Annotated in this window: 17 protein-coding genes, 4 tRNA genes, 1 rRNA gene, 1 pseudogene and 1 other annotated feature; of the genes and pseudogenes, 4 read left to right on the top strand and 19 right to left on the bottom strand. The window is 45.6% G+C overall.

The genetic code is table 11. The features are described from left to right. Window positions 1-94: 94 nt before the first annotated feature. Window positions 95-985, top strand: coding sequence for a LysR family transcriptional regulator (locus J3A84_RS04525; RefSeq protein WP_207598825.1), 891 nt, complete (start codon window positions 95-97; stop codon window positions 983-985). A gap of 115 nt (window positions 986-1,100) precedes the next feature. Here the strand turns inward: J3A84_RS04525 and J3A84_RS04520 are convergent, their stop codons facing one another. From J3A84_RS04520 to thiM (J3A84_RS04495), 6 genes are all read right to left on the bottom strand, one after another. Continuing rightward, on the bottom strand, window positions 1,101-1,982 hold the full coding sequence (locus J3A84_RS04520) for a hypothetical protein (RefSeq protein WP_207598824.1): 882 nt from the start codon (window positions 1,980-1,982) through the stop codon (window positions 1,101-1,103). Beyond that, complete coding sequence (locus J3A84_RS04515) at window positions 1,975-2,541, bottom strand: sigma-70 family RNA polymerase sigma factor (protein WP_242693994.1); 567 nt, start codon at window positions 2,539-2,541, stop codon at window positions 1,975-1,977. The genes J3A84_RS04520 and J3A84_RS04515 overlap by 8 nt, the downstream gene beginning before the upstream one ends. A 349-nt stretch (window positions 2,542-2,890) precedes the next feature. Further along, window positions 2,891-3,172, bottom strand: a complete 282-nt coding sequence (locus J3A84_RS04510; RefSeq protein WP_207598823.1) for a hypothetical protein — start codon at window positions 3,170-3,172, stop codon at window positions 2,891-2,893. A 244-nt stretch (window positions 3,173-3,416) separates the two neighbouring features. Further along, a tRNA-Thr gene (locus J3A84_RS04505) sits at window positions 3,417-3,492 on the bottom strand. Between the two features lie 134 nt (window positions 3,493-3,626). Next, window positions 3,627-4,445 carry a hydroxyethylthiazole kinase gene (gene thiM / locus J3A84_RS04500; protein WP_207598822.1) on the bottom strand — a complete coding sequence of 273 codons (819 nt, stop codon included), beginning with the start codon at window positions 4,443-4,445 and terminating at the stop codon, window positions 3,627-3,629. A 9-nt stretch (window positions 4,446-4,454) separates the two neighbouring features. Continuing rightward, entirely contained in the window at window positions 4,455-5,294 is an 840-nt protein-coding gene (gene thiM, locus J3A84_RS04495) for a hydroxyethylthiazole kinase (protein ID WP_207598821.1), read from the bottom strand. A gap of 467 nt (window positions 5,295-5,761) precedes the next feature. On the opposite strand from thiM (J3A84_RS04495), the gene adhE reads away from it, so the two are divergent. Beyond that, entirely contained in the window at window positions 5,762-8,428 is a 2,667-nt protein-coding gene (gene adhE / locus J3A84_RS04490) for a bifunctional acetaldehyde-CoA/alcohol dehydrogenase (protein ID WP_281069614.1), read from the top strand. A 90-nt stretch (window positions 8,429-8,518) separates the two neighbouring features. Here adhE and J3A84_RS04485 read toward each other — a convergent pair whose 3' ends face one another. From J3A84_RS04485 to J3A84_RS04440, 10 genes and pseudogenes are all read right to left on the bottom strand, one after another. Next, on the bottom strand, window positions 8,519-9,943 hold the full coding sequence (locus J3A84_RS04485) for a carbon starvation CstA family protein (RefSeq protein WP_207598819.1): 1,425 nt from the start codon (window positions 9,941-9,943) through the stop codon (window positions 8,519-8,521). A 174-nt stretch (window positions 9,944-10,117) separates the two neighbouring features. Further along, window positions 10,118-10,840: a LytR/AlgR family response regulator transcription factor gene (locus J3A84_RS04480; protein WP_207598818.1), complete on the bottom strand. Its 723-nt coding sequence runs from the start codon at window positions 10,838-10,840 to the stop codon at window positions 10,118-10,120. A gap of 24 nt (window positions 10,841-10,864) precedes the next feature. Next, a complete protein-coding gene (locus J3A84_RS15395; RefSeq protein ID WP_207598817.1) occupies window positions 10,865-12,307 on the bottom strand; it encodes a LytS/YhcK type 5TM receptor domain-containing protein in 1,443 nt (480 codons plus the stop codon). 73 nt (window positions 12,308-12,380) lie between these two features. Then, window positions 12,381-12,485, bottom strand: a pseudogene (locus J3A84_RS15500) (hypothetical protein); the annotation flags it as partial. A gap of 264 nt (window positions 12,486-12,749) precedes the next feature. Beyond that, window positions 12,750-12,840, bottom strand: a tRNA-Ser gene (locus J3A84_RS04465). A 117-nt stretch (window positions 12,841-12,957) separates the two neighbouring features. Further along, window positions 12,958-14,235 carry a serine--tRNA ligase gene (gene serS, locus J3A84_RS04460; protein WP_207598816.1) on the bottom strand — a complete coding sequence of 426 codons (1,278 nt, stop codon included), beginning with the start codon at window positions 14,233-14,235 and terminating at the stop codon, window positions 12,958-12,960. Between the two features lie 51 nt (window positions 14,236-14,286). Beyond that, window positions 14,287-14,484 (bottom strand) — a binding site (T-box leader). Window positions 14,485-14,516: 32 nt separating this feature from the next. Further along, window positions 14,517-14,744 (bottom strand): DUF1667 domain-containing protein, encoded by a 228-nt coding sequence (locus tag J3A84_RS04455; RefSeq protein WP_207598815.1) that lies wholly within the window; start codon window positions 14,742-14,744, stop codon window positions 14,517-14,519. Between the two features lie 13 nt (window positions 14,745-14,757). Beyond that, entirely contained in the window at window positions 14,758-16,143 is a 1,386-nt protein-coding gene (locus J3A84_RS04450) for an FAD-dependent oxidoreductase (RefSeq protein WP_207598814.1), read from the bottom strand. A gap of 17 nt (window positions 16,144-16,160) precedes the next feature. Next, window positions 16,161-18,905 carry a UPF0182 family membrane protein gene (locus tag J3A84_RS04445; protein WP_207598813.1) on the bottom strand — a complete coding sequence of 915 codons (2,745 nt, stop codon included), beginning with the start codon at window positions 18,903-18,905 and terminating at the stop codon, window positions 16,161-16,163. 36 nt (window positions 18,906-18,941) lie between these two features. Then, window positions 18,942-19,460, bottom strand: coding sequence for an HD-GYP domain-containing protein (locus J3A84_RS04440; RefSeq protein WP_207598812.1), 519 nt, complete (start codon window positions 19,458-19,460; stop codon window positions 18,942-18,944). Between the two features lie 185 nt (window positions 19,461-19,645). Here J3A84_RS04440 and J3A84_RS04435 point away from each other — a divergent pair, with 185 nt between their 5' ends. Then, complete coding sequence (locus J3A84_RS04435; RefSeq protein ID WP_207598811.1) at window positions 19,646-20,053, top strand: secondary thiamine-phosphate synthase enzyme YjbQ; 408 nt, start codon at window positions 19,646-19,648, stop codon at window positions 20,051-20,053. Window positions 20,054-20,151: 98 nt separating this feature from the next. Here J3A84_RS04435 and J3A84_RS04430 read toward each other — a convergent pair. From J3A84_RS04430 to rrf, 3 genes are all read right to left on the bottom strand, one after another. After that, a tRNA-Ala gene (locus J3A84_RS04430) sits at window positions 20,152-20,227 on the bottom strand. A gap of 3 nt (window positions 20,228-20,230) precedes the next feature. Further along, window positions 20,231-20,307: transfer RNA gene (locus J3A84_RS04425), tRNA-Ile, on the bottom strand. 3 nt (window positions 20,308-20,310) lie between these two features. Next, window positions 20,311-20,428, bottom strand: a 5S ribosomal RNA gene (gene rrf, locus J3A84_RS04420). Between the two features lie 324 nt (window positions 20,429-20,752). Here rrf and J3A84_RS04415 point away from each other — a divergent pair. Continuing rightward, the coding region (locus J3A84_RS04415) for a helix-turn-helix domain-containing protein (protein WP_207598810.1) at window positions 20,753-21,226 on the top strand (474 nt) is incomplete at its 3' end.

The raw sequence follows: 21,226 nt of genomic DNA, 5'->3' as shown, positions 1-21,226 counted from the left end.
TGTGATTTCATTGTAGATATGATAACGTTATAACACAATTCTATTTAATTACACTTTGTATAACGATTTGTTATACAAAGACTGGAGGTGTTCCATGGATATTCAAAAACTGAAATCATTCCTTACTCTAGCAGAGTGCAGAAGTTTTTCTGAAACTGCTGAATTGCTCTATTTAAGTCAGCCTGCTATAAGCAAACAGATCGAGAGTCTGGAAAATGAACTTCAAGTTCCCTTATTCAATAGATCCAGAAATAATATTTCATTAACCTTACAGGGTGAGTACTTCATGCAATTTGCTGAAGAAATGGTCAAACTTGCAGATAATTCCAAGGAACTTCTGAAACAGTTGGACGATTTAAAGAACGGAACCTTATTTTTTGGTGCGACTAATTTCATTGGTGTATACCTGATGCCAAGAATGCTCAGTATATATCAAAATTCCTATCCCAATATCAAACTGAATATGACCATATCATCTTCGAAGAAACTGTTTGAGAAGCTGCAGAAACATGAGATCGAATTTGGTTTTCTTTCACACTATGTTCATTTAGATTCATCTCAATACGTAACTGAACCATTCTGTTTAGATCATATGGTCCTTGTTGTACCTTATGAACATCCTTTAGCAGCTCAAAAATCCTGTCACGTCAGTGAGCTTAAGAAATATCCCTTTATCATGAAGGACACCCATTCCTCCTTAAGCAGATTTCTGGATGATAAACTTCATCCTTTGGATTTCCCAAATATGATCATCATCAACAATCAGGAGGCCATAAAACAGGCAATCTGTCATAATGTTGGTATCTCAATCATGTCCGAAAAATCTGTTGAGGTGGAAAGGATGGCAGGTCTAGTCCGAACTCTCGAAATCCAGAACCTGAATTTAGATCGGGAGATTCATATTGTCTATCATCGAAAGAAACACATTACACCTGCAGGGAAAGCATTTCTTGAAATGATTCGAAATGATCAGTTTCAGAAATAGAGAATGCCGTTTCAAACTATGTAAGATAGTTTCGAAACGGCTTTTATATAATATAAACACACTGAATCTCTTTGCTTAATGCAGATGGATATTCAGCTATTTCAAAACAGCCCTGTCAATTCACATTCATTTCATGATGCTGCTCCATAAGCCCGATGGATCCAAACTGATACGGCGGCTTACTCTTCAGCGATTCTTCATAGTTTAGCTGAATCAGCTCCAGACAGATCTTCTCATCAAGCGGTCTGTCGAATATATCCGGATTCCTTTCATAATCCATTCTAGTGGCTGGAATCTGATAGACCATAGCTCTTTCATTGATCAGGTACTGGTCGCCTCCATAGAAAAGGAGGTCAATTTCACCAGATCGATCCGGATCAGCAAGAGACAAGCTATGATAGAACATTTCTGCGGCTCCTCCAGACATCAAGACAGTGTATCTGCCCCGGTCTTTTCCGATGAGAATACTGTAGTGTGATTCCCCCTTGTCTTCCACAATGAAGAGCCACTCTTCTTTCTCTTCCATGATCTGGTTCATGGACTCATAGTTCCTGCTAAGGTCAATCTCTCCGATATAGTTCACCTTATATCCCTTCTCACCGATGGAATACTTCTCCTTTGTGAGACTATGTCCTGTTCTCAGGTTCTCCACCAGATCCAGCACCTGCTTTGGTATGTCTTCTCCAAGGCCTTCTACAGAACTTGTCACACCATAACCGGGAATGTATTCCATGACTTTTCTCATTGTATCAACAAGGTCCTTCTCACCGAAAGAAAAGAGAGCCAGAAATGCCATCACCATAAACGAAGCTGCCACTCCCCCAATCCCCTTGAAGTTTCTCAGGGCTTTTCTTTCTCCACTGGTTCTCTTTTTCACAGAAGAAGCGATTCTTCTTCTTGTGAACTCGTCTATAGGAAACTCCATTTCTCCACTCAGAAGATCCGATGTCTCTTTTTCATCCAGCTCATCCAGGACACTGCTTATTCTTTCATCCATTATCATTCCCTCCCAGCAGTTTTCTCAACTTATTCCGTCCTCTGGACACTTTCTTGTCTACAGTATTTTCTCTGATGCCCATTTCATGGGCTATGGATCTGGTGCTCTGTCTGAAATAGTACTTTCGTATGAGAATCTCACTGTCCGGTTCTCCTAAGGTCTTTATCAGGCTTAGGATTTCCGCTGTATGTTCTTTCTCGATCAGAGCATCCTCAATTCCCGAATGACCGCATTCCATAGGACTGATGTACGTTTCTTCGAATGACACCGAGGAACTCTCCTTTTCATTTCTGCTTCTATACAGACCAATGGCTTTTCGCTTTGCAATCACCGCAATATATCCTTTAATGGAACCTTTTCCAAGATCAATTGCTTTTCTCTGCCTGTAGATCTCATGAAATACATCAATCACACATTCCTCCACATCCTCCTTTGTGGAGAAAGCGGATATTCTGTTCTTCACAATATTGTAGACCATGCCCATGTACAAAGTCATCATCTCATCGATGCCTGCATCGGGATTCTTTTCAAGAAGCTTCATCAATTCGCGATCCGACAACTGGAATACACCTACTTTGCAAAATTCTTTCTTTACTATATATATTAGCTTAAATGAAGATATTTCTGACACTATTTCTGACTTAACTGAAAATATCTTATGATGAGTAAGTACGTTTATGTCAAAAAAATGCATATTCCACGTACAACGCCTTAATTACTCTTATAGGCGTATGGAATATTGAATGGAAATTTTTCTAGACGTGACTACTAAATACTTGGTAACTACTTCTACTGGTTTCGTTGCTTCAAATAGGAAAACTAAGCATATGAAAAACAAGTTGAGCAAATACTGATATTCGTTTGTTGAAAATCAGTTTGTTCAACTTGTTGAAAACTTCCGTGGTTATTTAGATTAGATTCAAGACGAAAAAATTTACAAAGACCACTAACCCGAAGGAAATAACTCCTGCTAATTTAACTGGATGAGTAATTTTGTACTCGTTAAAAGGAGTTACCCTGTTTACAATTTCCCAAAACAAAGCCGTTCCAATTAAAATGAGCAGTCCACCAACAATGAAAGTGTTCTCCATTGAATTTGCCACGCTAACAATGTGGTCAATGAATACTATCCATAAGTACCCTAAAAAGGCATTTAGAATGATGGATAAAGCTAATTCTTTTGATTTCAATATTATTTCCCCCTTTTAAATTATCTGAATTTAAAGAAATTTTACCACATATCCTGCTTCTGGGAAACTATCAATATATTCAATTAAGGATATATTGATAGTCATTATATGAATTCACCTGAATTTCTGGTGTGAATCTTCTTTCAAATGATATTACTAGTATGTATTAAAAATCAGCTGATTTACTTTATTCTTAATTAAAAAAAGCAATGACTTGAATCATCAAATCATTGCTTATACTTATTGGAGCTACTAGGCGGAATCGAACCGCCGACCTGCTGATTACGAATCAGCTGCTCTACCGACTGAGCCATAGTAGCGTATTAACTCGTACTCATATATCTTAGTGTATTCTGAAGAATTTTGCAACGGCCTGAGATTCCAAATCGGAAAAAAATCAGAGGAAACTGCGGCCATAAACCTCTTCTCTCCTGTTTATGACCGCATTTCATGATTAACCTTCCACATGCACCCTTTTCATGAGCTCATCCAGACTCAGCATGGAAACCGCATCATGAACATAGGATTTGAATGTCCTGATGCCGTCTTCCTCCTTCATTCTCTCTTCCGCAATTTCCGAAGCCACACCCATGACCGCAGCACCTAAGGTGGCACTCAGGAAGTAGTCCTTCGTGAGCCCGGAGTAAGTCGCCATGATAGAGGCCACCGAAGAACCGGCTCCGCAGATTTTCTTGAGTCTTGCATTCCCGTTGGAAACCCTGGCCACTCTTTCTCCGTCCGTGATGATATCCGTCTTTCCTGTCATGACCACCACGGTATTCAGCTTCTTTGCCAGTTCGATGCAGTACTTCTCTCCGTCTTTTTCATCTTCAAAGGAGTCGATTCCCTTGTTCTTCGTGTCATACCCCAGAATAAACTTGATTTCACCCAGGTTCCCCTTCAGTATCGAAACCTTCACATTTTCCAGCAGATGACTGATGGCATATTTTCTGAAGGAAGAGGCCGTGATGGCAGCCGGGTCCAGAATCACCGGAACACCTGCCCTGTTGGCGGTAATCCCCGTCAGGGTCATGATATCCAGATATTCGCGGTTAATGGTGCCGAAATTCATCACCACAGCATCAGAGCCTGAATACTCCACCATTTCATGGGCTTCCGAGATCTCATCCGTCAGCACGGGTGACCCTCCGGAATGGATGCACATATCCACCAGGTCCAGAACCGTGACATAATTGGTCAGAAAACAGACCAGAGGATACCTTTCCTCAAACTTCAATCCATAGAGTTTTCTCATCTCTTCCTTCAGTTTCATTTCATCCTCCTAAACAGCCAGTTCCTCATAGGCCACATCCACGATATCCGCTCTTTCTCTTACCTGTTCATTGGTCAGAATGGAAAGGGTATCCAGCAGATGATGCTTGTAGGTGTAATATCCGTCTCCCTTTTCTCTCATGGTATCGGCAATTTCTCCTGCAATACCCATGATGATGACGCCTGTCATGGCACTGTAGAAATAATCCTCTGTGACACCGCTGAAGGTGCCCACCAGAGCGCCGATGGTGCATCCGGTACCGATGACCTTAGGCAGGTTTTCCGATCCGTTTCTGATGCGTGCTACACGATTTCCATCACTGATCACATCTTCAATCCCCGTCATGGCTACTACGCAGTTGTACTTTCTTGCCAGAGCCACCACATACTTCTCCGCTTCCGATTCATCCTCATTGGAATCCACGCCCTTGGATGTGGTTTCCACCCCAAGGCATGCCTTGACTTCTGCCAGGTTTCCCTTGATGACCGAAATCTTCAGCTCCTCCAGCATTCTTCTGATGGAAGCGGACCTGAAAGGTGTCGCTCCTGCAGCCACCGGATCAAGAATGATGGGTACTCCCAGTTCCGTAGCCTTCTTTCCTGCTTCAATCATGGCGTTCACCTGCTTGTTGGTCACGGTTCCGATGTTGAACACCAGGGCATCGACCTTGGCAAACTCCACCACTTCAGCCGCATCAATGGGGTCATCGGTCATCACAGGTGTTCCTCCGAAATAGGATGTGATGCTGGTGAGTTCATTGGCGGTGACATAGTTGATAAGAAAATCCACCAGCGGATTCTCCTTTTTGGCTTTGTCCATCAGTGTAATGATCTGATCTATATGCTTCATGTTTAAATTCCTCCAGATATGCATTTTTTACCGTACAATTCTTTGCACGATAGGAAAGTATATAGAGGTCATCCCATGAAGACAAGAGCATCACGAAAAAATAATACTCTGTTCAGACTCTTTTCACCGGTTTCTCTCTATATTTAGCTCCATACAGGCGAAATCCCGTATCCCACGCCCACGGAAGAAGCTCCATCATCACTCCATCCATGTTCCTCATCGCATCATGAAGTTATCAGATTATCAGCATACACGGCTATTATTTTGAAACTGTCATTTGACTCTATATTGTTATTTAATTAACATTATTTATGATTTTTCAGGTAGATTTTCTCCATTTTTCTAGATGCAAAGAAGATTTCACGATTTCAAGTTCACTGTATTTTTCATTCAATTTATTGATTTTTAAAATTTGAAACCGTTTTATTCTGCATTTATCATAATTATGTTATTTTTATAACAATATTTTGAGAGATTCCATTGACTCTTCATTTTTCCGATGCTATGCTTTTATTGTCAATAAATTAACAAAGGATGTGTTGAAAATGAATCCGATCACCACAGTAGAGGAACTGGAAATTTCCATGGAGGACCTCAGAGCGCAGCAGCAGAAATTCGCCGCTTTCTCCCAGCAGCAGGTGGATGAAATCTTCAGACAGGCAGCACTGGCTGCAAACAACCATAGAATTCCCCTAGCCAGAATGGCTGTTGAAGAAACAGGCATGGGCATTGTAGAAGACAAGGTCATCAAGAACCACTTCGCCTCTGAATACATCTACAATCAGTACAGAAACGATAAGACCTGCGGTGTCATAGAAAGAGATGATTCCTTTGGTCTGGTCAAGATCGCCGAGCCCATCGGTGTAGTGGCGGCGGTGATTCCAACCACAAACCCCACCTCCACCACCATCTTCAAAGCGCTTCTCGCCTTAAAGACAAGAAATGCCATCATCTTTTCTCCACATCCCCGAGCAAAGAAATCCACCATCGCCGCAGCGAAAGTCATACTGGATGCCGCTGTGAAGGCAGGTGCACCAGAAGGCATCATCCGATGGATCGATAAGCCATCCCTGGAGATGACCCAGAAGGTCATGTCCTCTTCCGACATCATCCTTGCCACCGGTGGCCCCGGTATGGTGAAAGCCGCCTACTCCTCCGGGAAACCAGCCATTGGTGTCGGAGCGGGAAATACGCCGGCCATCATCGATGAGACCGCCCATATCAAGATGGCCGTGAGCTCCATTCTTCTTTCCAAGACCTTTGACAATGGTGTCATCTGCGCTTCAGAGCAGTCCATCATCGTGGTGGATGAGGTTTATGAAGCCGTGAAGAAAGAGCTCTCGGAAAGAGGAGCCTACCTTCTGTCTCAGGAGGAAACCGAGACTATTCGAAAGATCATTCTGAAAAACGGAACCATCAACGCGGACATCGTAGGTCAGAGCGCTTTCACCATCGCTTCCCTTGCAGGCCTAGAGATTCCAGAAAACAGCAAGGTGCTCATCGGAGAAGTGGAAAGCATCACAGAGGAAGAGCCCTTCGCCCACGAGAAGCTATCGCCCATTCTCGGCATGTACATAGCTTCTGATTTTCCGGACGCCCTGGAGAAAGCCGATGCACTGGTGAAGCTTGGCGGCTTCGGACATACGTCCGTTCTCTATACCGACCAGCTCCGCTCCAAAGATCGTATGGAAGCTTTCGGAAACCGCATGAAGACAGGACGAACCATCATCAACATGCCTTCTTCCCAAGGCGCCATCGGAGACATCTACAATTTCAGACTGGCACCTTCTCTTACCCTGGGCTGCGGAAGCTGGGGCGGAAACTCAGTCAGTGAGAATGTGGGTGTGAAGCACCTTCTGAACATCAAGACGGTAGCAGAGAGGAGAGAGAACATGCTTTGGTTCAGGGTTCCAGAAAAGATCTACTTCAAATACGGTGCACTTGAAATCGCTCTGAAAGAGCTGAAAGACCTGAAGAAAAAGAAAGCCTACATCGTCACCGATAAAGTGCTCTATGATCTGGGCTACTGCAATCAGATGATCCGTGTACTGGAAGAGCAGGACATCGACTTTCGCATCTTCACCGATGTGGAACCGGATCCGACTCTGGCCACAGCGAAGAAAGGAGCGGAGGAGATGCAGAGCTACAACCCTGATGTGATCATCGCTCTGGGTGGCGGCTCCCCCATGGATGCGGCGAAAATCATGTGGACCCTGTACGAGCATCCGGAAGTCCGTTTCGAAGACCTGGCCATGCGCTTCATGGATATCAGAAAGAGAATCTATCCCTTCCCGAAGCTTGGAGAGAAAGCCACCTTCATCGCTGTGCCCACCACGTCAGGAACAGGTTCTGAAGTGACACCTTTCGCCGTCATCACCGACGAGAAGACCGGCGTCAAATATCCCCTGGCAGACTATGAGCTGACACCGGATATGGCCATCATCGACACGGAACTGATGATGAAGATTCCCAAAGGCCTCACCGCAGCATCAGGATTCGATGCTCTGGTCCACGCCATGGAAGCCTATGTTTCTGTTCTGGCTTCGGAATACACCAACGGTCTGGCTCTGGAAGCCATCCGTCTCATCTTCAAGTACCTTCCGCTCTGCTACACGGAAGGAGAAACCAATGAAAAAGCCAGAGAGAAGATGGCGCATGCATCCACCATGGCAGGTATGGCCTTCGCCAATGCTTTCCTGGGTGTCTGCCACTCCATGGCCCATAAGCTTGGTGCCTTCCATCATGTATCCCACGGGCTTGCCAATGCCATGCTCATTGATGAAGTGGTCCGTTTCAATGCGGAGGAAAGCCCAGTGAAGATGGCGGCATTCCCCCAGTACAAGTACCCGAACATCACCTTCCGATATGCAAGAATCGCGGACTATCTCGGACTTGGCGGAAATACCGACGAAGAAAAAATCGAGCTTCTCATTGATGCCCTGGATGAACTGAAGAAGAAACTGGATATCCCATCCACCATACAGGAACTGGGCGTATCCGAAAAGAAATTCCTGAGCTCTCTGGATGACATGTCCTCTCAGGCCTTCGACGACCAGTGCACAGGGGCAAACCCAAGATATCCTCTGATCCGTGAAATCAAGGAAATGTATCTCAACGCCTACTACGGAAAATAAGAAGAAATGAAGAAAACCCGGAGAATGAATTCCTGAAAATTCATCCTTCGGGTTTCTGAATGTCTATTTACTGTCTATGTAATGATGGAATCAGGCAGCCATCTTGCCTTCCTGCTTCTCCTTGATGAAAGTGATTCGTGCGAACAAACCGAAACAGAGAAGAGCGAAGAGGATTCCTACTGGATAAGCGATGGTCATGCTCAGCTTGAATCCTTCCGGTGCCATGAGAATGTAAGTCATACTTACACCAGACATGAAGGTCGCCGGAATGGAAGCTGTCCAGGAATTCTTCTTGTTTCTGAACAGATAGACCGCTCCAGCCCACAAAGCCATCATAGCCAGGGTCTGATTGCTCCAGGAGAAATATCTCCAGATCATCTGTACGTCCATCTGAGTGAGCACTGCACCTACTCCGAGAATAGGCAGTGTAAGAAACAGTCTCTTCTTCGCATCCTTCTGGTCCACGTTGAACCAGTCCGCCACAACCAGTCTTGCGCTTCTGAATGCGGTGTCTCCTGACGAGATCGGACAGGCGATGACACCAATCATAGCAAAGACGGATCCCACGGGTCCAAGAAGCTTGGAGGTGATGTCATAGACTACGGGTCCCTGACCACCAAGCTCAGTCATTGCTGCCAGAAGTCCTCCTGTGGATTCATAGAATGCAACACCGGCGGCTGCCCAGATCAGGGCGATGACGCCTTCCGCAACCATGGCTCCGTAGAAGATCTTTCTTCCGTCTTTTTCGGAATTCATGCATCTGGCCATGATGGGAGACTGGGTGGCATGAAATCCTGAAATGGCTCCGCAGGCCACAGAAACGAACATCATCGGCCAGATCGGCGTGTTCTTGGGATGCAGGTTGGAAAGAGTGATCTCAGGAATGGTATATCCCTGCAGGATGATTCCGCCTGCAACGCCAAGAGCCATGAAGATCAGGCTCAGTCCGAAGATGGGATAGACTTTACCGATGATCTTATCCACCGGAACAAAGGTGGCAATGAAGTAATAAACGATGATCACAACCAGCCAGAAGGACTTGGTCAGCGTATCCGGTGTCAGCATGGCAAGAAGCGCCGCAGGTCCTGTGGAGAAGGCGACACCAACCAGAACCAGAAGTACCACGGAGAATACTCTCATGATCTGCTTCATGGTAGGTCCCAGATAGATGCCCACGATTTCACCGATGGTCTTTCCGCCATGACGCATGGAGATCATGCCTGACAGATAATCATGGACCGCACCAGCGAAGATCGTACCGAAGGTGATCCATAGAAATACGGATGGTCCCCAGAGCGCTCCTGCAAGGGCTCCGAAAATCGGACCCAATCCTGCAATGTTCAGAAGCTGAATAAGAAAAACTCTCCAGACAGGCATGACGACATAGTCAGAACCGTCTGCCATGGAAACAGCAGGCGTGACTCTCTCGTCGGGTCCGAAGTTCTTCTCCGTGTACTTGCCGTAGATGAAGTATCCTCCGATGAGGACTGCAAGACAGATTAAAAATGATACCATTGATACATCCCCTTTTCATAAATAATGATTCACACACAACAGAAAATATCAGGACTTGAACTCTCTGTTAAATTATTAATAATTTCAGATTCATGGTATCACAGAAGCGAAAAAGAAACCCCGCTTCGTGTAAAGGTTATCACGAATACAGGGTGAAATGCTTTATTCTCCGCTTCAAATGCAGATAAGTTCTCTCAACTGCCGGATGGTCTTTCTGCTCACGGGAAGAACCACATCTTTGAAGCCCTTGAGCCTAACGGAGTATGTGCCGTTGAACCAGGGAGAAATTTCGGTGATGTAGTCCAGATTCACGATGTAGCTTTTCTGGATCCTGAAAAAGCCTTTGCTCTGGAGTCTTTCCTCATAATAGTTCAAGGTGTTGTGATCCGTGTAGATCTCATTCTTTGTATGAATGACGCAGACGCGGTTCTGAGACTCGATATACACCACGTCTTTCAGACAGACCATGATGGTCTTCTTTTCAACCGTCAACGGGATCTTTGCAATACCAGTCTGTCTCGGTTCCGGAAGCTCGGCTCTTTTCTTCTCATGATACCTTTCCATCATCTGCTTCACTTTGTCTTCAGAGTAGGGTTTCAGAAGATAATACAGCGCCTCCACCTCGAAGGCTTTTTCCGCATAGGTGTTGTAGGCGGTGGCAAATACGATCTCCGCCTCCGGCATCAGTCTGCGCAGAGTGGATGCGAGGGTTGTCCCGCTGATGTCACCCAGATTGATGTCAATGAATAGAAGATCGAACTGTTCTTTTGAAAAACGCTCCAGCGCATCTTCCCCACTGCTGATCTGGGTGAACTCCGCATCCTTCTCCACCATTCGGAGCAGATATTCCAGTTCTCCTCTGGCCGGTTTTTCATCATCGATGATTGCAATTCTCATGTTCTGTACCTCCGTCATGATGTGTTATTCTCCGGCAGCCTGGTCCAGTAGCCTCTCTGATTTCGGTGCCCTGATAACTATGGTCGTGCCGTCTCCGCCTGTGCTGATCTTCAGTCCGTGCCCCGCTCCGAACATATATTTCAGCCGTCTGTTCACATTACTCAGTCCGATGTATCTGCTGGAAGGATTCTCATCATTGAGACTGTCCACGATTTCAGATGAAATGCCATGTCCGTTATCCTTCACTGTGATGATCACATCTTCCCCCTGGGAAGCCACATCCACACTGACTTTTCCTTCTTTTCGCTTCATGGCGCCGTGGATGATGGCATTCTCCACGATGGGCTGAAGAATCAGGCAGGGCAGCTGACAGTTGAGATCCTCCTCCACATGCATATGGAGATCCAGTCTTTCATCGAATCTGGCCTTTTCCAGCTGCATGTAGGCTTCCACATATTCCATTTCCTCATAGATGCTCACGCAGCTGTCCTTGGTTTTGATGGAGTTTCTGAAATATCTGGCAAGGGCAATGAGCAGCTCTCTTGCCTTGTCGGGCTTTTCCCTGCAGAAGGCGCTGATGGTGTTCAGGGAGTTGAAGATGAAGTGCGGATTGATCTGTGACTGCAGCGCACGATATTCGACTTTTCTTAGAATCTCTTTCTGCTTCACCATTTCCGCCAGTCCGAACTGAACCGAAAAGAACTGCGTAAGTCCCTCCACAAACTCGCTGACGGACTGATAGGTGAACTGGTACTTGTTGGTGAAAAGGATCAGCGTACCGATGATCTCATCATTTCTGTAGATCGGTGCTCCGATGGCCACTCTGTTTTTCACCATCGACGGGTTCAGATGCTCATGGTTCGCTTCATCCGTGGACACCACGGCTTTCCGCTCCATGATGACTGCAGCTATACTCATGATTTCATGATGATCCTTTCTGGATACCTTACCGGAGGCGCTGATCACTTCCTGGCTGTTTGTGAAGGCGACGCCAGGATACCCTGAATGGGAAAGGATGATTTCACTGATCCTATCCAGGCTTTCCTTCTCATAGGAACCCCTGCTTAAAACAGGCAGACATTTTCTCGTGATTTCAAAGGTCATGGTGGTATTCTTTCCGATCTCATAGGCCTGCTCGATGAAGATATTCTTGAAGATCTGGATGAAGAACACCATGCCGATGCTGTTGAACATAATCATGGGAAAAGCGATGGCGCTGACAAGGCTGAAGGCTTCGCTGAAGGGCCTTGCAATCAGAAGAATGATGACCATCTGCAGTATTTCAGCCACGAAGGTGAGCAGAAACACTTCCGATTCCTTGTATTTGTTTTCCTTGATGCGGGTATAGGCCAGAGCGGAGAGCCCTCCCTCCACCATGGTCGAAATGGCGCAGGCAAGAGCCGTGATGCCATTGACATCGATGAAGTATCGGTGCAGACCTGCAATGACCGCCGCACCGATGCCCACCACGGGACCTCCCGATGATTCCCCCGGCGATGACGCTGATCACTCTCGTATTGGCTATGGCCCCATGGACCTCATATCCGGTCAGGGTGGAGATGATTCCGATGATGCCGAAGAGGAGAATCAGAAAAATCTGCTCGCCGAAGGATTTCCTTTCACCCGTGATGAACCGCCTGATCATCCTGAAACGGGACAGCATCACGGCGATGATGACCAGAAGTCCTATATTGAGAATAACACTTCGTATGATTTCGATATCCATTGCAATACCTGCCTTTAACACATTTTCATCTCATTATAGTTGGTTTCGGGGCACAAAATCAATCTGTTGGATAATTTAACATCCATAAAAAACGACATAAAAAAAGAAGCCGCTTTTCCTTGTGAAAAACTTCTTCATCATTTCAGATCAGAATGTTCCTGAATAAAAAAGCCGCTATACTGATGGCGGAGAGAGAGGGATTCGAACCCTCGGTACCCGTAAAGGTACGCCGGTTTTCAAGACCGGTGCCTTAAACCAACTCGACCATCTCTCCATGAGTATAGCGACAATATGTATTATATCAACATAAAAAATGCATGTCAATGAGTTTCTAGAAGAAAATGGAAGTTGCGTCCTGAAAAACACAACCTCCTTCTTCTGCCTTTTCAGCCTATCTGATCAGTGCTTCACCCTTGAGATAAGGTCTCAGCGCTTCCGGAATCGTTACGGTTCCATCTTCATTCTGGAAGTTTTCAAGAATGGCTGCCACGGTTCTTCCGATGGCCACACCTGAACCATTGAGCGTATGCACGAACTTCGGTTTGTCCTTCTGGCTTTCCTTGTACTTGATGTTGATTCTTCTGGACTGGAAATCCTCGAAATTGGAACAGCTGGAGATCTCCACATAGCGGTTGTAGCTTGGCATCCAGACTTCGATATCGAACTTCAGGGCAGCTGTGAAGCCTAAGTCCCCTTTGCAGATCCTGACGACTCTGTAGGGAAGTTTCAGTCCCTGAAGCACTCTTTCCGCATCTTCCACAAGCTTATCCAGCTCCGCATAGGATTCTTCTGGCCTTGTGAACTTCACAAGCTCCACTTTGTTGAACTGATGCTGCCTGATGAGTCCTCTTGTATCTCTTCCTGCTGAACCCGCCTCTGCTCTGAAGCAGGCGGAGTAAGCCACATGCTTGATAGGAAGATCCTCCACCTGGAAGGTCTCATTTCTGTACATGTTGGTCACAGGCACTTCCGCTGTGGGAATGAGGAAATAATCGTCTTCCGTCAGCTTGAATGCATCCTCTTCAAATTTAGGCAGCTGGCCTGTTCCGGTCATGGACTGACGATTGACCATGAAAGGTGGCATTACTTCTTCATAACCATGGTCCGTATGGGTATCCAGGAAATAGTTGATGATGGCTCTTTCGATCCTTGAACCATATCCCTTGAGGAAAGTGAATCTTGAACCCGTGACTTTTCCGGCACGTTCAAAATCCAGGATGTCCAGATCGGAACCGATGTCCCAGTGGGCTTTGGGGTCGAATGCAAACTTTCTTGGCTCTCCCCATTTTCTGATTTCCACATTGTCTTCATCGGTGTTTCCCGCCGGTACATTCTCATTGGGTATATTGGGCAGCCTCATCATGATGTACTCGATCTTTTCATCCAGATCTCTGACCTTACCATCCAGCTCCTTGATGGTTTCCCCCAGGGTCTTCATCTCAGCCATGATCTCCGACACATCTTCCCCGGCTTTCTTCTTCTTGGGAATCTCAGCGGATACCTGATTCTTTCTTGCTTTGGCTGTTTCAACCTCCACCAGGGTCAGTCTTCTCTCTTCATCCAGAGCAACCACTTTATCAAAATCGGATAGATCGATGCTTTCGCCTCTGTCGCTCATGAGGGCTTTGATTTCTTCCGTGTTCTCTCTTATTCTTTTGATGTCTAACATTTCCTTCACTCCTTCTCGTAAAAATAACTATAAAAAAGAGTCCTATCATCCTGAAGGGACGATAGAACTCGTGGTGCCACCCTAATTCGATGGACAAAAGGTCCATCCTTCACAAAGATAACGGTCTTCTCCGTACTGCGTTTACAGTCCCTCAGAGGTGGATTCCTAAAATTCGAACTGCAGATTCACACCGACCATCTGCTCTCTTTCTGATTCTCATCCTAGTACTAGTCTCGTCAACGGTTTATTTCAATTTATTATAGCCTTAAGTCCCAGAAAGGTCAACTCTCAATGGTCTTCGTCACGATGATATTCACACCAGTATTCAGGATATTGCTGCAGATGATGTCTCCTCTGTCCAAGGGCACCCCCACATAGATTCTGGATAAAACCTTTGAGATCTCAATAAAGTGACTGCGGTCTATGGGCTGGTCGCTCTTCACCGGAACCATGGCGTGACTCTCGGAGCCCTTGATTCTTATGACACTGGTATAATATTCGCTTTTCATTTCCTTTACTCCTTTAAATGCTATCGAATTCCTTGATTCTTGCAAAGATGATCTGAGAGTCCTTCTTGTCGTTCATGATCTCCAGGGGACTCTTATGCAGCTCTCTGGCCAGAATGCCGATGACCTTCGTCAGGCAGTAGGAACCCTGACATCTACCGAAGATGGTCCCTGTTCTTCTTCTTACGCCTTCCACGGTTCTTGCACCCATGGGGCGTCTTATGGAATCCACGATTTCACCTTCCGTCACATTGGAGCAGAGGCAGACCATTTTCCCGTACTTCGGATCAATCCTGATGATCTCATTTCTTTCTTCATCACTCATTTCCCTGAAGCGGTAATATTCTCTCCTCTTCACCTTGAAATCATTGTTTGACGTAGCCTTGAACTGCTTCAGAACCAGCTCCACCGCATCGGTGGTCAGTGCGGAGAACACATTGTCCACCGCATAGTTCTTTGCCTGAATGTGGATGTACCCGTCCTTTGCATATTCCTCATCAATCAGGATGGGCTCCGCCCAGTACCTGCTTTCATTGATGATATCCACTCTTTCCGGAGGGAAGGGTCCGATGACACTTTCCACTTCCTTCTTCATCTGGGAAAACTCCTTGGATGAGCCTGTCTGAAGCGTCGCCAGCAGCTTGTTGGTCGAGGTGGGCACAAGGGTGATGACTTCTCCATTGTCCTTGTATTCCTTGATGATGTGTTTCACTTCATTCATGAAATCCTTCTCCACCAGCATGTTCTCCACAATCCCTTCTTCTCCCACCACCTCAGAATCTTTCTTGATGGTGTATTTGTCTCCGAAGGTGGTCCTCACCACAACCCTTGCTGTGTAGCGGTTCTTGTTGGTGGTGACCTTGATTCCGCCACGGGGCAGGTCCTGAATATCAAGGACCTCTTCTTCCACTCGGAAGCTTACACCATTATCATAGGCGATTTCAGCCATGGCTGTGGCGTAATCATAGGGGGAGATGACTCCGGTGTTCATGGAATAGATCACATAGCCTTCATGGGGCTTGATGTTGTGGTTCATCTTATTGGCTTCTTCTGATTTCAGCAGGGAAACCCCTTCGATTTTTCTTTCCAATGCTCTTTTATAGATTCTTTCCGCTTCCTGATCACTGGGATATACTGTGAAGGATGGCACTTTCTCATAGAAGACATCCAGCTCTTCGGATAATCTGTCCAGGTTCTGATTGCTTCTCCGGATCAGTTCAAAGACCCGTTCATCTTCAATATCCTTCCCATCCAGTATCAGAGAAGAATTGAACAGTGCCACATCTTCCGCAATATCAAAGTTCTTCTCAATGACCCCGATGTTGAGATTGTACTTGCATAACTCATAGGCCATGGAGCAGCCGATGAGGCCTCCTCCAAGAATGATCACATCATAATCCATAGCTTTTCCTCCTTCTGCTACTGATCGAACATGGACTCCAGAACCCGTTTCAGTTCATCCATGAGTCTTCCGTATTCCGCCCAGTCTCCAGCCCTCTGTGCTGCAGTAGCCTGGTCGAAAAGATCATTGGCTTCTCTAGCCAGTCTCTCTTCCACAACGCCTCCAGGACCTTCCTGCTCCTCACCTACGGTGAAGTCGAAGAGCTGTCCCAGGGTGCTCATGAAGGTGTCTCCTATGACGATTTTATCATCATTGGACAGCACATATCTCTTGATTTCAGGAATGGAGTTTTCTCCTTCCGCCACCAGATAGATGGGCACCACATACAGAAGACTGTTCTCGATGGGGGCAATGACCATATCCCCGAACTCCACCGCGGACCCTCCACTGTCAAGCAGAGAAAGTTCCTTGGAAATCTCCGGATCCTGGTTCAGCTTGTTTCTGAAAAGATAGGGACTTGAAACGGTCTTCTGTGGCGGGAACTTGTATTCCACCAGCTGCCCGTAATGGTCCCCTTCCATTCTCACATTGACGATGGCCACCATGTTCTCTTTCCCCTTGATGGTGTAGTATTCTGTAAATACCAGTTCCAGTCCTTCTTCATCCCCAAAGGAGGTGAAGAGAGAGTACGGTTCCTGAGCCACTTTTTCCTGATCGTTTGTGGTGGTGACTTTCGATTTTTCCCATACATCTTCTCCGTTATAGAAAATTCCCGCATCAGTCACATGATACTGTTCAAGAACCGTTGTCTGCATTTCAAAAAGATCTTCCGGATACTTGATATGTTCCTTCAGCATCTCCGGCATTTCCTCAAGATCCTTGAAAAGACCACCGAAGATCCGGTTGTAGCTGATGGCGATGGGATCGTTGGGATCAGCCAGATAGAAATCCACATCACCAGTATAGGCATCCACTGTGACTTTCACGGAATTTCGAACATAGTTGATTCCGTTGAAGGTTCTTGCATTGGGGTATTGGTCCGATATGGTATAGGCATCAATCATCCAGTACACTTTGCTGTCCGCCACGACCAGATAGGGATCTGAATCGTAGGTCAGAAACGGTGCAATGGTGATGACCCTTTCTCTGATATTTCTCTTTCTGATGATACTTGAATTTTCATCGATCAGTGAGGAAATGAGAATCTTAGGCTCTTTCTCTTCAATGGCATAGAGAAGCCTGTTGAAGAAACTGAGTCTGATTCCCGCATCTCCGCTATAGCGGTAGGTCTCATTTTCTCCGCCTTTGGGATAGTCAAATTCATCGTATTCCGTTCCGACGATGACGTAATCTGAAACCAGTTCTCCGAAATAGATTCTCGGATTTTCCAGAGGGATATCCGTTCTGTTCGTAGTAGGGATATCCTTCATCAGGAAGTCCGGCTGCCCCTGTGAGGTTGCCGTACTGGAATCCGACATAACCACTCCATAACCATGGGTATAGAACAGATGCATATTCTGCCAGGTGCTGGGAGAGATGAGATTTCTGTCTATTTCTCTGGCAGAAAGAAATACCTGCTTCTTCTCTCCGTTGATGACATATCTGTCCACATCCACATCATTGAAGTCATAATATCCTCTGATGACCTGAGCCTGCTTGATGAAATCCAATGTGTGACGATAGGAATTGATCTTGATGCTGTCCACCACATCTCTGTTCGCATTGATTTCTGAAGCGGTGATATCCTTATCCGCTTCAAACTGCCTGATTTCCACATCATTGATGCCGAAGGCCTGCCTCGTCATGGTGATGTTGTTGTTAATATAGGGCCTTTCCGTTTCCAGCTGATTGGGGTTGACCACAAGAGCTTCCACTGCGAAAACGGCCACAACTCTTATGAGGCTCAGCGCGAAAATCCCAACCACAGGATACGCTATGAGATTGACTTTCTTCTTGAGGATTCCATATGCCACAACAACAGCAGAAACTGCCGACAATAGCGCTATGATGCGGAGAAAAGGCACATTGATCCTGATATCCGTATATCCCGGACCGTAGACAACGCCGGATTCATTGAACATCACAAGGTAGGAGTCCATATAGTACTTCAGCGCCAGAAGGACCATGAACAGAGAAATCAGCATGGCCAGCGCTCTTCCTGCAAACTGGATGAATCCGCTTTTGATCACATGAAGAATTCCTCTTGCATTTCTGAAGTTCAGTCTGTTGAAGGAACTCTTTGCCGCAATGAACAGATAAATCAGCACCGTGAGCAGAACCAGAAGCACCACCACAGAAATGGCCATGGAAACCAGGAACTGATACATGGGCAGCCTGAATACATAGAAAGAGATATCCTTGCTGAAGATGGGGTCCACCTGGTTGAAGTCCACACTATTAAAATACTGGAGGATCACATACCAGTAATCCGAAGCCAGTCCATAAGATACGATGAGGAAAAAGATCCCTGAAATGGCGTAGACATAACGGTTTCTCTTTCTGATCTCTGTATCTGTTTTCCTGGGATAGGAAATCAGGTCATATTTTTTTGCTATGCTTTTATAGTAAAGAATGGAAATGACGTAAAGTACAAGAAATATCGGAAGTGTCAAGCCTGCTATGGCCAGTGCTCGGGTCAGATACGTCCTAGTATAGCCCACCTCATCAAACCATTGCAGATTGGCAATGATATGCGTTGAATTGAAAAGCAGGATCAGAAGACCCAAGAGGACTCCAAGGATCACATAAATATTCTTCTTGCCCCCAAAGAATTTATTCCATTTGATATTGAATTTAAAATTCGGATTGATGTCGATTTTCATAGGATATTCCCTCCAGATTGTTTATTGCTGTCTGAATCAATAGCGCTCATCATGCTTCTTCAGCAGGTTGTGATAGAACTCCAGTCTCCCGTTCTCCCTTTCAGCGATCTGATCTTCATTCTCATGATGGGTGCCTACCACCTCATAGAAAACGGGTTCTTCGGTGAATACATGGTTTTTACGCAGCAGATCTTCTCCCCTTCGCCCATGGAGTCTGTAGGACTTCATGAAACTGCGCTTCTCAAAGGGAGAGCTTTTCTGAAACAGTTTATCGATGATCACTGCAAGACTTTTCTCCGCTATATTGAGTGGCCTCTGGATTTTCCCGATGTCATGAAGCAGCACCGCTTTGATGAAGCTTCTGTCTTCACTGGAATCCATCTCCTGCCGGACGCCTTTTGCCACCAGAATCGCATGAATCTGCTCAGATTTCTGAAGCTTCTCAAACAGATGGATCTCCTGTTCATTCAGATACCCTGTGATGAACTTTCGGTCCACCTCCTGATATCCATAACGGATATTCTGTAGAAATTGTCTGATACGTTTGACCATCATGACCTCATACTCTTCCTTCATCATAGATTAAAGGATTACAATGCTTACTTACTATACTATAATTATAATCTAAAATAGGGCATAAATTGCTTTGTTTAGAGAATATTAATGGAACATATGAAGAATTGAACCACAAATTTTCTCCTGTTACGGTATAATGAAGAAAAGACATGGGGGATGATTAAATGAAGATACACAAGAACCAGCTGCAGGTGAAGACGCACAAATCACAGGATTTTTATGAAATTACCGATGAAGTCAGAAAGATTGTCAGGGAATCCGGTATCAAAGAAGGGATTCTGACCGTTTTCTCACCGCATACTACCGGAGCGCTCTGCATCAATGAAAATGCAGATTCTGATGTCATTGAAGATATGATTTACGCCCTCGATAAAGCCTTTCCGGATGATCCCAAATTCAAGCACATGGAAGGAAATTCACAGGCGCACCTGAAATCCATCAACCTCGGAAATACACTGAGCCTCATTGTAAGTGATGGTCTTATCGACATCGGCATCTGGCAGGGCATTTTCTTCTGCGAATTCGATGGGCCACGTGATCGAAGCGTCACGGTTCATCTGATGGGAGAATAGCATTATAATTATGAAACCGAAGGAAATCCCTTCGGTTTTTCTCTGGACAAAGTTAAAAGTCCGGATCCTACCGCAAAGTAGGATCCGGACTTTTCTTATGGTGGAGATAAAGAGACTCGAACTCTTGGCCCCCTGCGTGCAAGGCAGGTGCTCTCCCAACTGAGCTATACCCCCATATGGTGGACCTTCAGGGACTCGAACCCCGGGCCGACCGGTTATGAGCCGGTTGCTCTAACCAACTGAGCTAAAGATCCAATAACTGGCGACGACCTACTTTCCCACAGGGCCTCCCCTGCAGTATCATGGGCTCTTTTAGGCTTAACCGTCGTGTTCGGAATGGGAACGGGTGTAGCCCTAAAAGATATAGACACCAGATAATTTGTAAATTACGATATACATCGTTAATTTACTATACAAAACGCGCATAACAAGAATATTGTTTTCACGTATTGTTTTCCAAAAATGCATGAATATATTTTCAGAACAATAATTATTATAAGTCCTGCACCCATAACTGTCAACAGATTTTCATCTTTATTTGGCTGAATTCGGCTTTTATTTCAGAGTGTTAATTGTAATAGTAAGTTCCGTTTAGAAAAGAAAAAAAGAGAGAAACAGAACTTAGTGTTGCAAAGAGAATAAACAAGCCATTATGATGAACAGGATATCCGACCCCAGGACATCAGGAGGATATCTTAAATGTCTGATAAAATCAGACTTAACACAAGAACCGGAAGCAAACATAAGCACATGGTGATAGAGGATCGGGAGGAAATCGAGGTAGGACTTAATCAGGGCCTATCGCTCAAGGAGATAGGTTATGCCCTGCATCGGGACCCTGGAACCATATCCAAGGAAATCAGAAGAAGCAGAGTATTCCTTAAAGCAGTAATCTTTAATGACATACCGAATAACTGCCAGTCCGCAAAGACTTGTAGAAAACAGAATATCTGCGAGAAGAAGAACTGCAGGAAGCTTTGCAGAAACTGCGACTGTAGCAGGCATTGTCCTGAATTCGTTCTGTTCCAGTGCAAGAAACTCATGAGGGCACCCTATGTCTGCAATGGTTGCAAGGACAAGAGACGCTGCCCGGCAGATAGATACTATTACCGGGCCCTGACGGCCCAGAAACGATACAAGGAGACGCTCGTCTCCTCTAGGCAAGGCATCAAT

Origin of the sequence: Proteiniclasticum aestuarii (assembly GCF_017368455.1) — a bacterium.
In the GTDB taxonomy this organism is placed as follows: Bacteria; Bacillota; Clostridia; order Clostridiales; family Clostridiaceae; genus Proteiniclasticum; species Proteiniclasticum aestuarii.
This window is presented reverse-complemented; position numbering and strand designations above follow the sequence as displayed.

Coding starts and splice junctions, on each gene's coding strand:
- J3A84_RS04525 (WP_207598825.1), top strand. CDS start 95: ATGGATATTCAAAAACTGAAATCATTCCTTACTCTAGCAGAGTGCAGA.
- J3A84_RS04520 (WP_207598824.1), bottom strand. CDS start 1,982: ATGGATGAAAGAATAAGCAGTGTCCTGGATGAGCTGGATGAAAAAGAG.
- thiM (WP_207598822.1), bottom strand. CDS start 4,445: ATGAAACTGAAGGAAGAGATGAGAAAACTCTATGGATTGAAGTTTGAG.
- thiM (WP_207598821.1), bottom strand. CDS start 5,294: ATGAAGCATATAGATCAGATCATTACACTGATGGACAAAGCCAAAAAG.
- J3A84_RS04485 (WP_207598819.1), bottom strand. CDS start 9,943: ATGGTATCATTTTTAATCTGTCTTGCAGTCCTCATCGGAGGATACTTC.
- J3A84_RS04480 (WP_207598818.1), bottom strand. CDS start 10,840: ATGAGAATTGCAATCATCGATGATGAAAAACCGGCCAGAGGAGAACTG.
- serS (WP_207598816.1), bottom strand. CDS start 14,235: ATGTTAGACATCAAAAGAATAAGAGAGAACACGGAAGAAATCAAAGCC.
- J3A84_RS04455 (WP_207598815.1), bottom strand. CDS start 14,744: ATGAAAAGCGAATATTATACCAGTGTCATAAGAATCAAGGGCTCCGAG.
- J3A84_RS04450 (WP_207598814.1), bottom strand. CDS start 16,143: ATGGATTATGATGTGATCATTCTTGGAGGAGGCCTCATCGGCTGCTCC.
- J3A84_RS04445 (WP_207598813.1), bottom strand. CDS start 18,905: ATGAAAATCGACATCAATCCGAATTTTAAATTCAATATCAAATGGAAT.
- J3A84_RS04440 (WP_207598812.1), bottom strand. CDS start 19,460: ATGATGGTCAAACGTATCAGACAATTTCTACAGAATATCCGTTATGGA.
- J3A84_RS04435 (WP_207598811.1), top strand. CDS start 19,646: ATGAAGATACACAAGAACCAGCTGCAGGTGAAGACGCACAAATCACAG.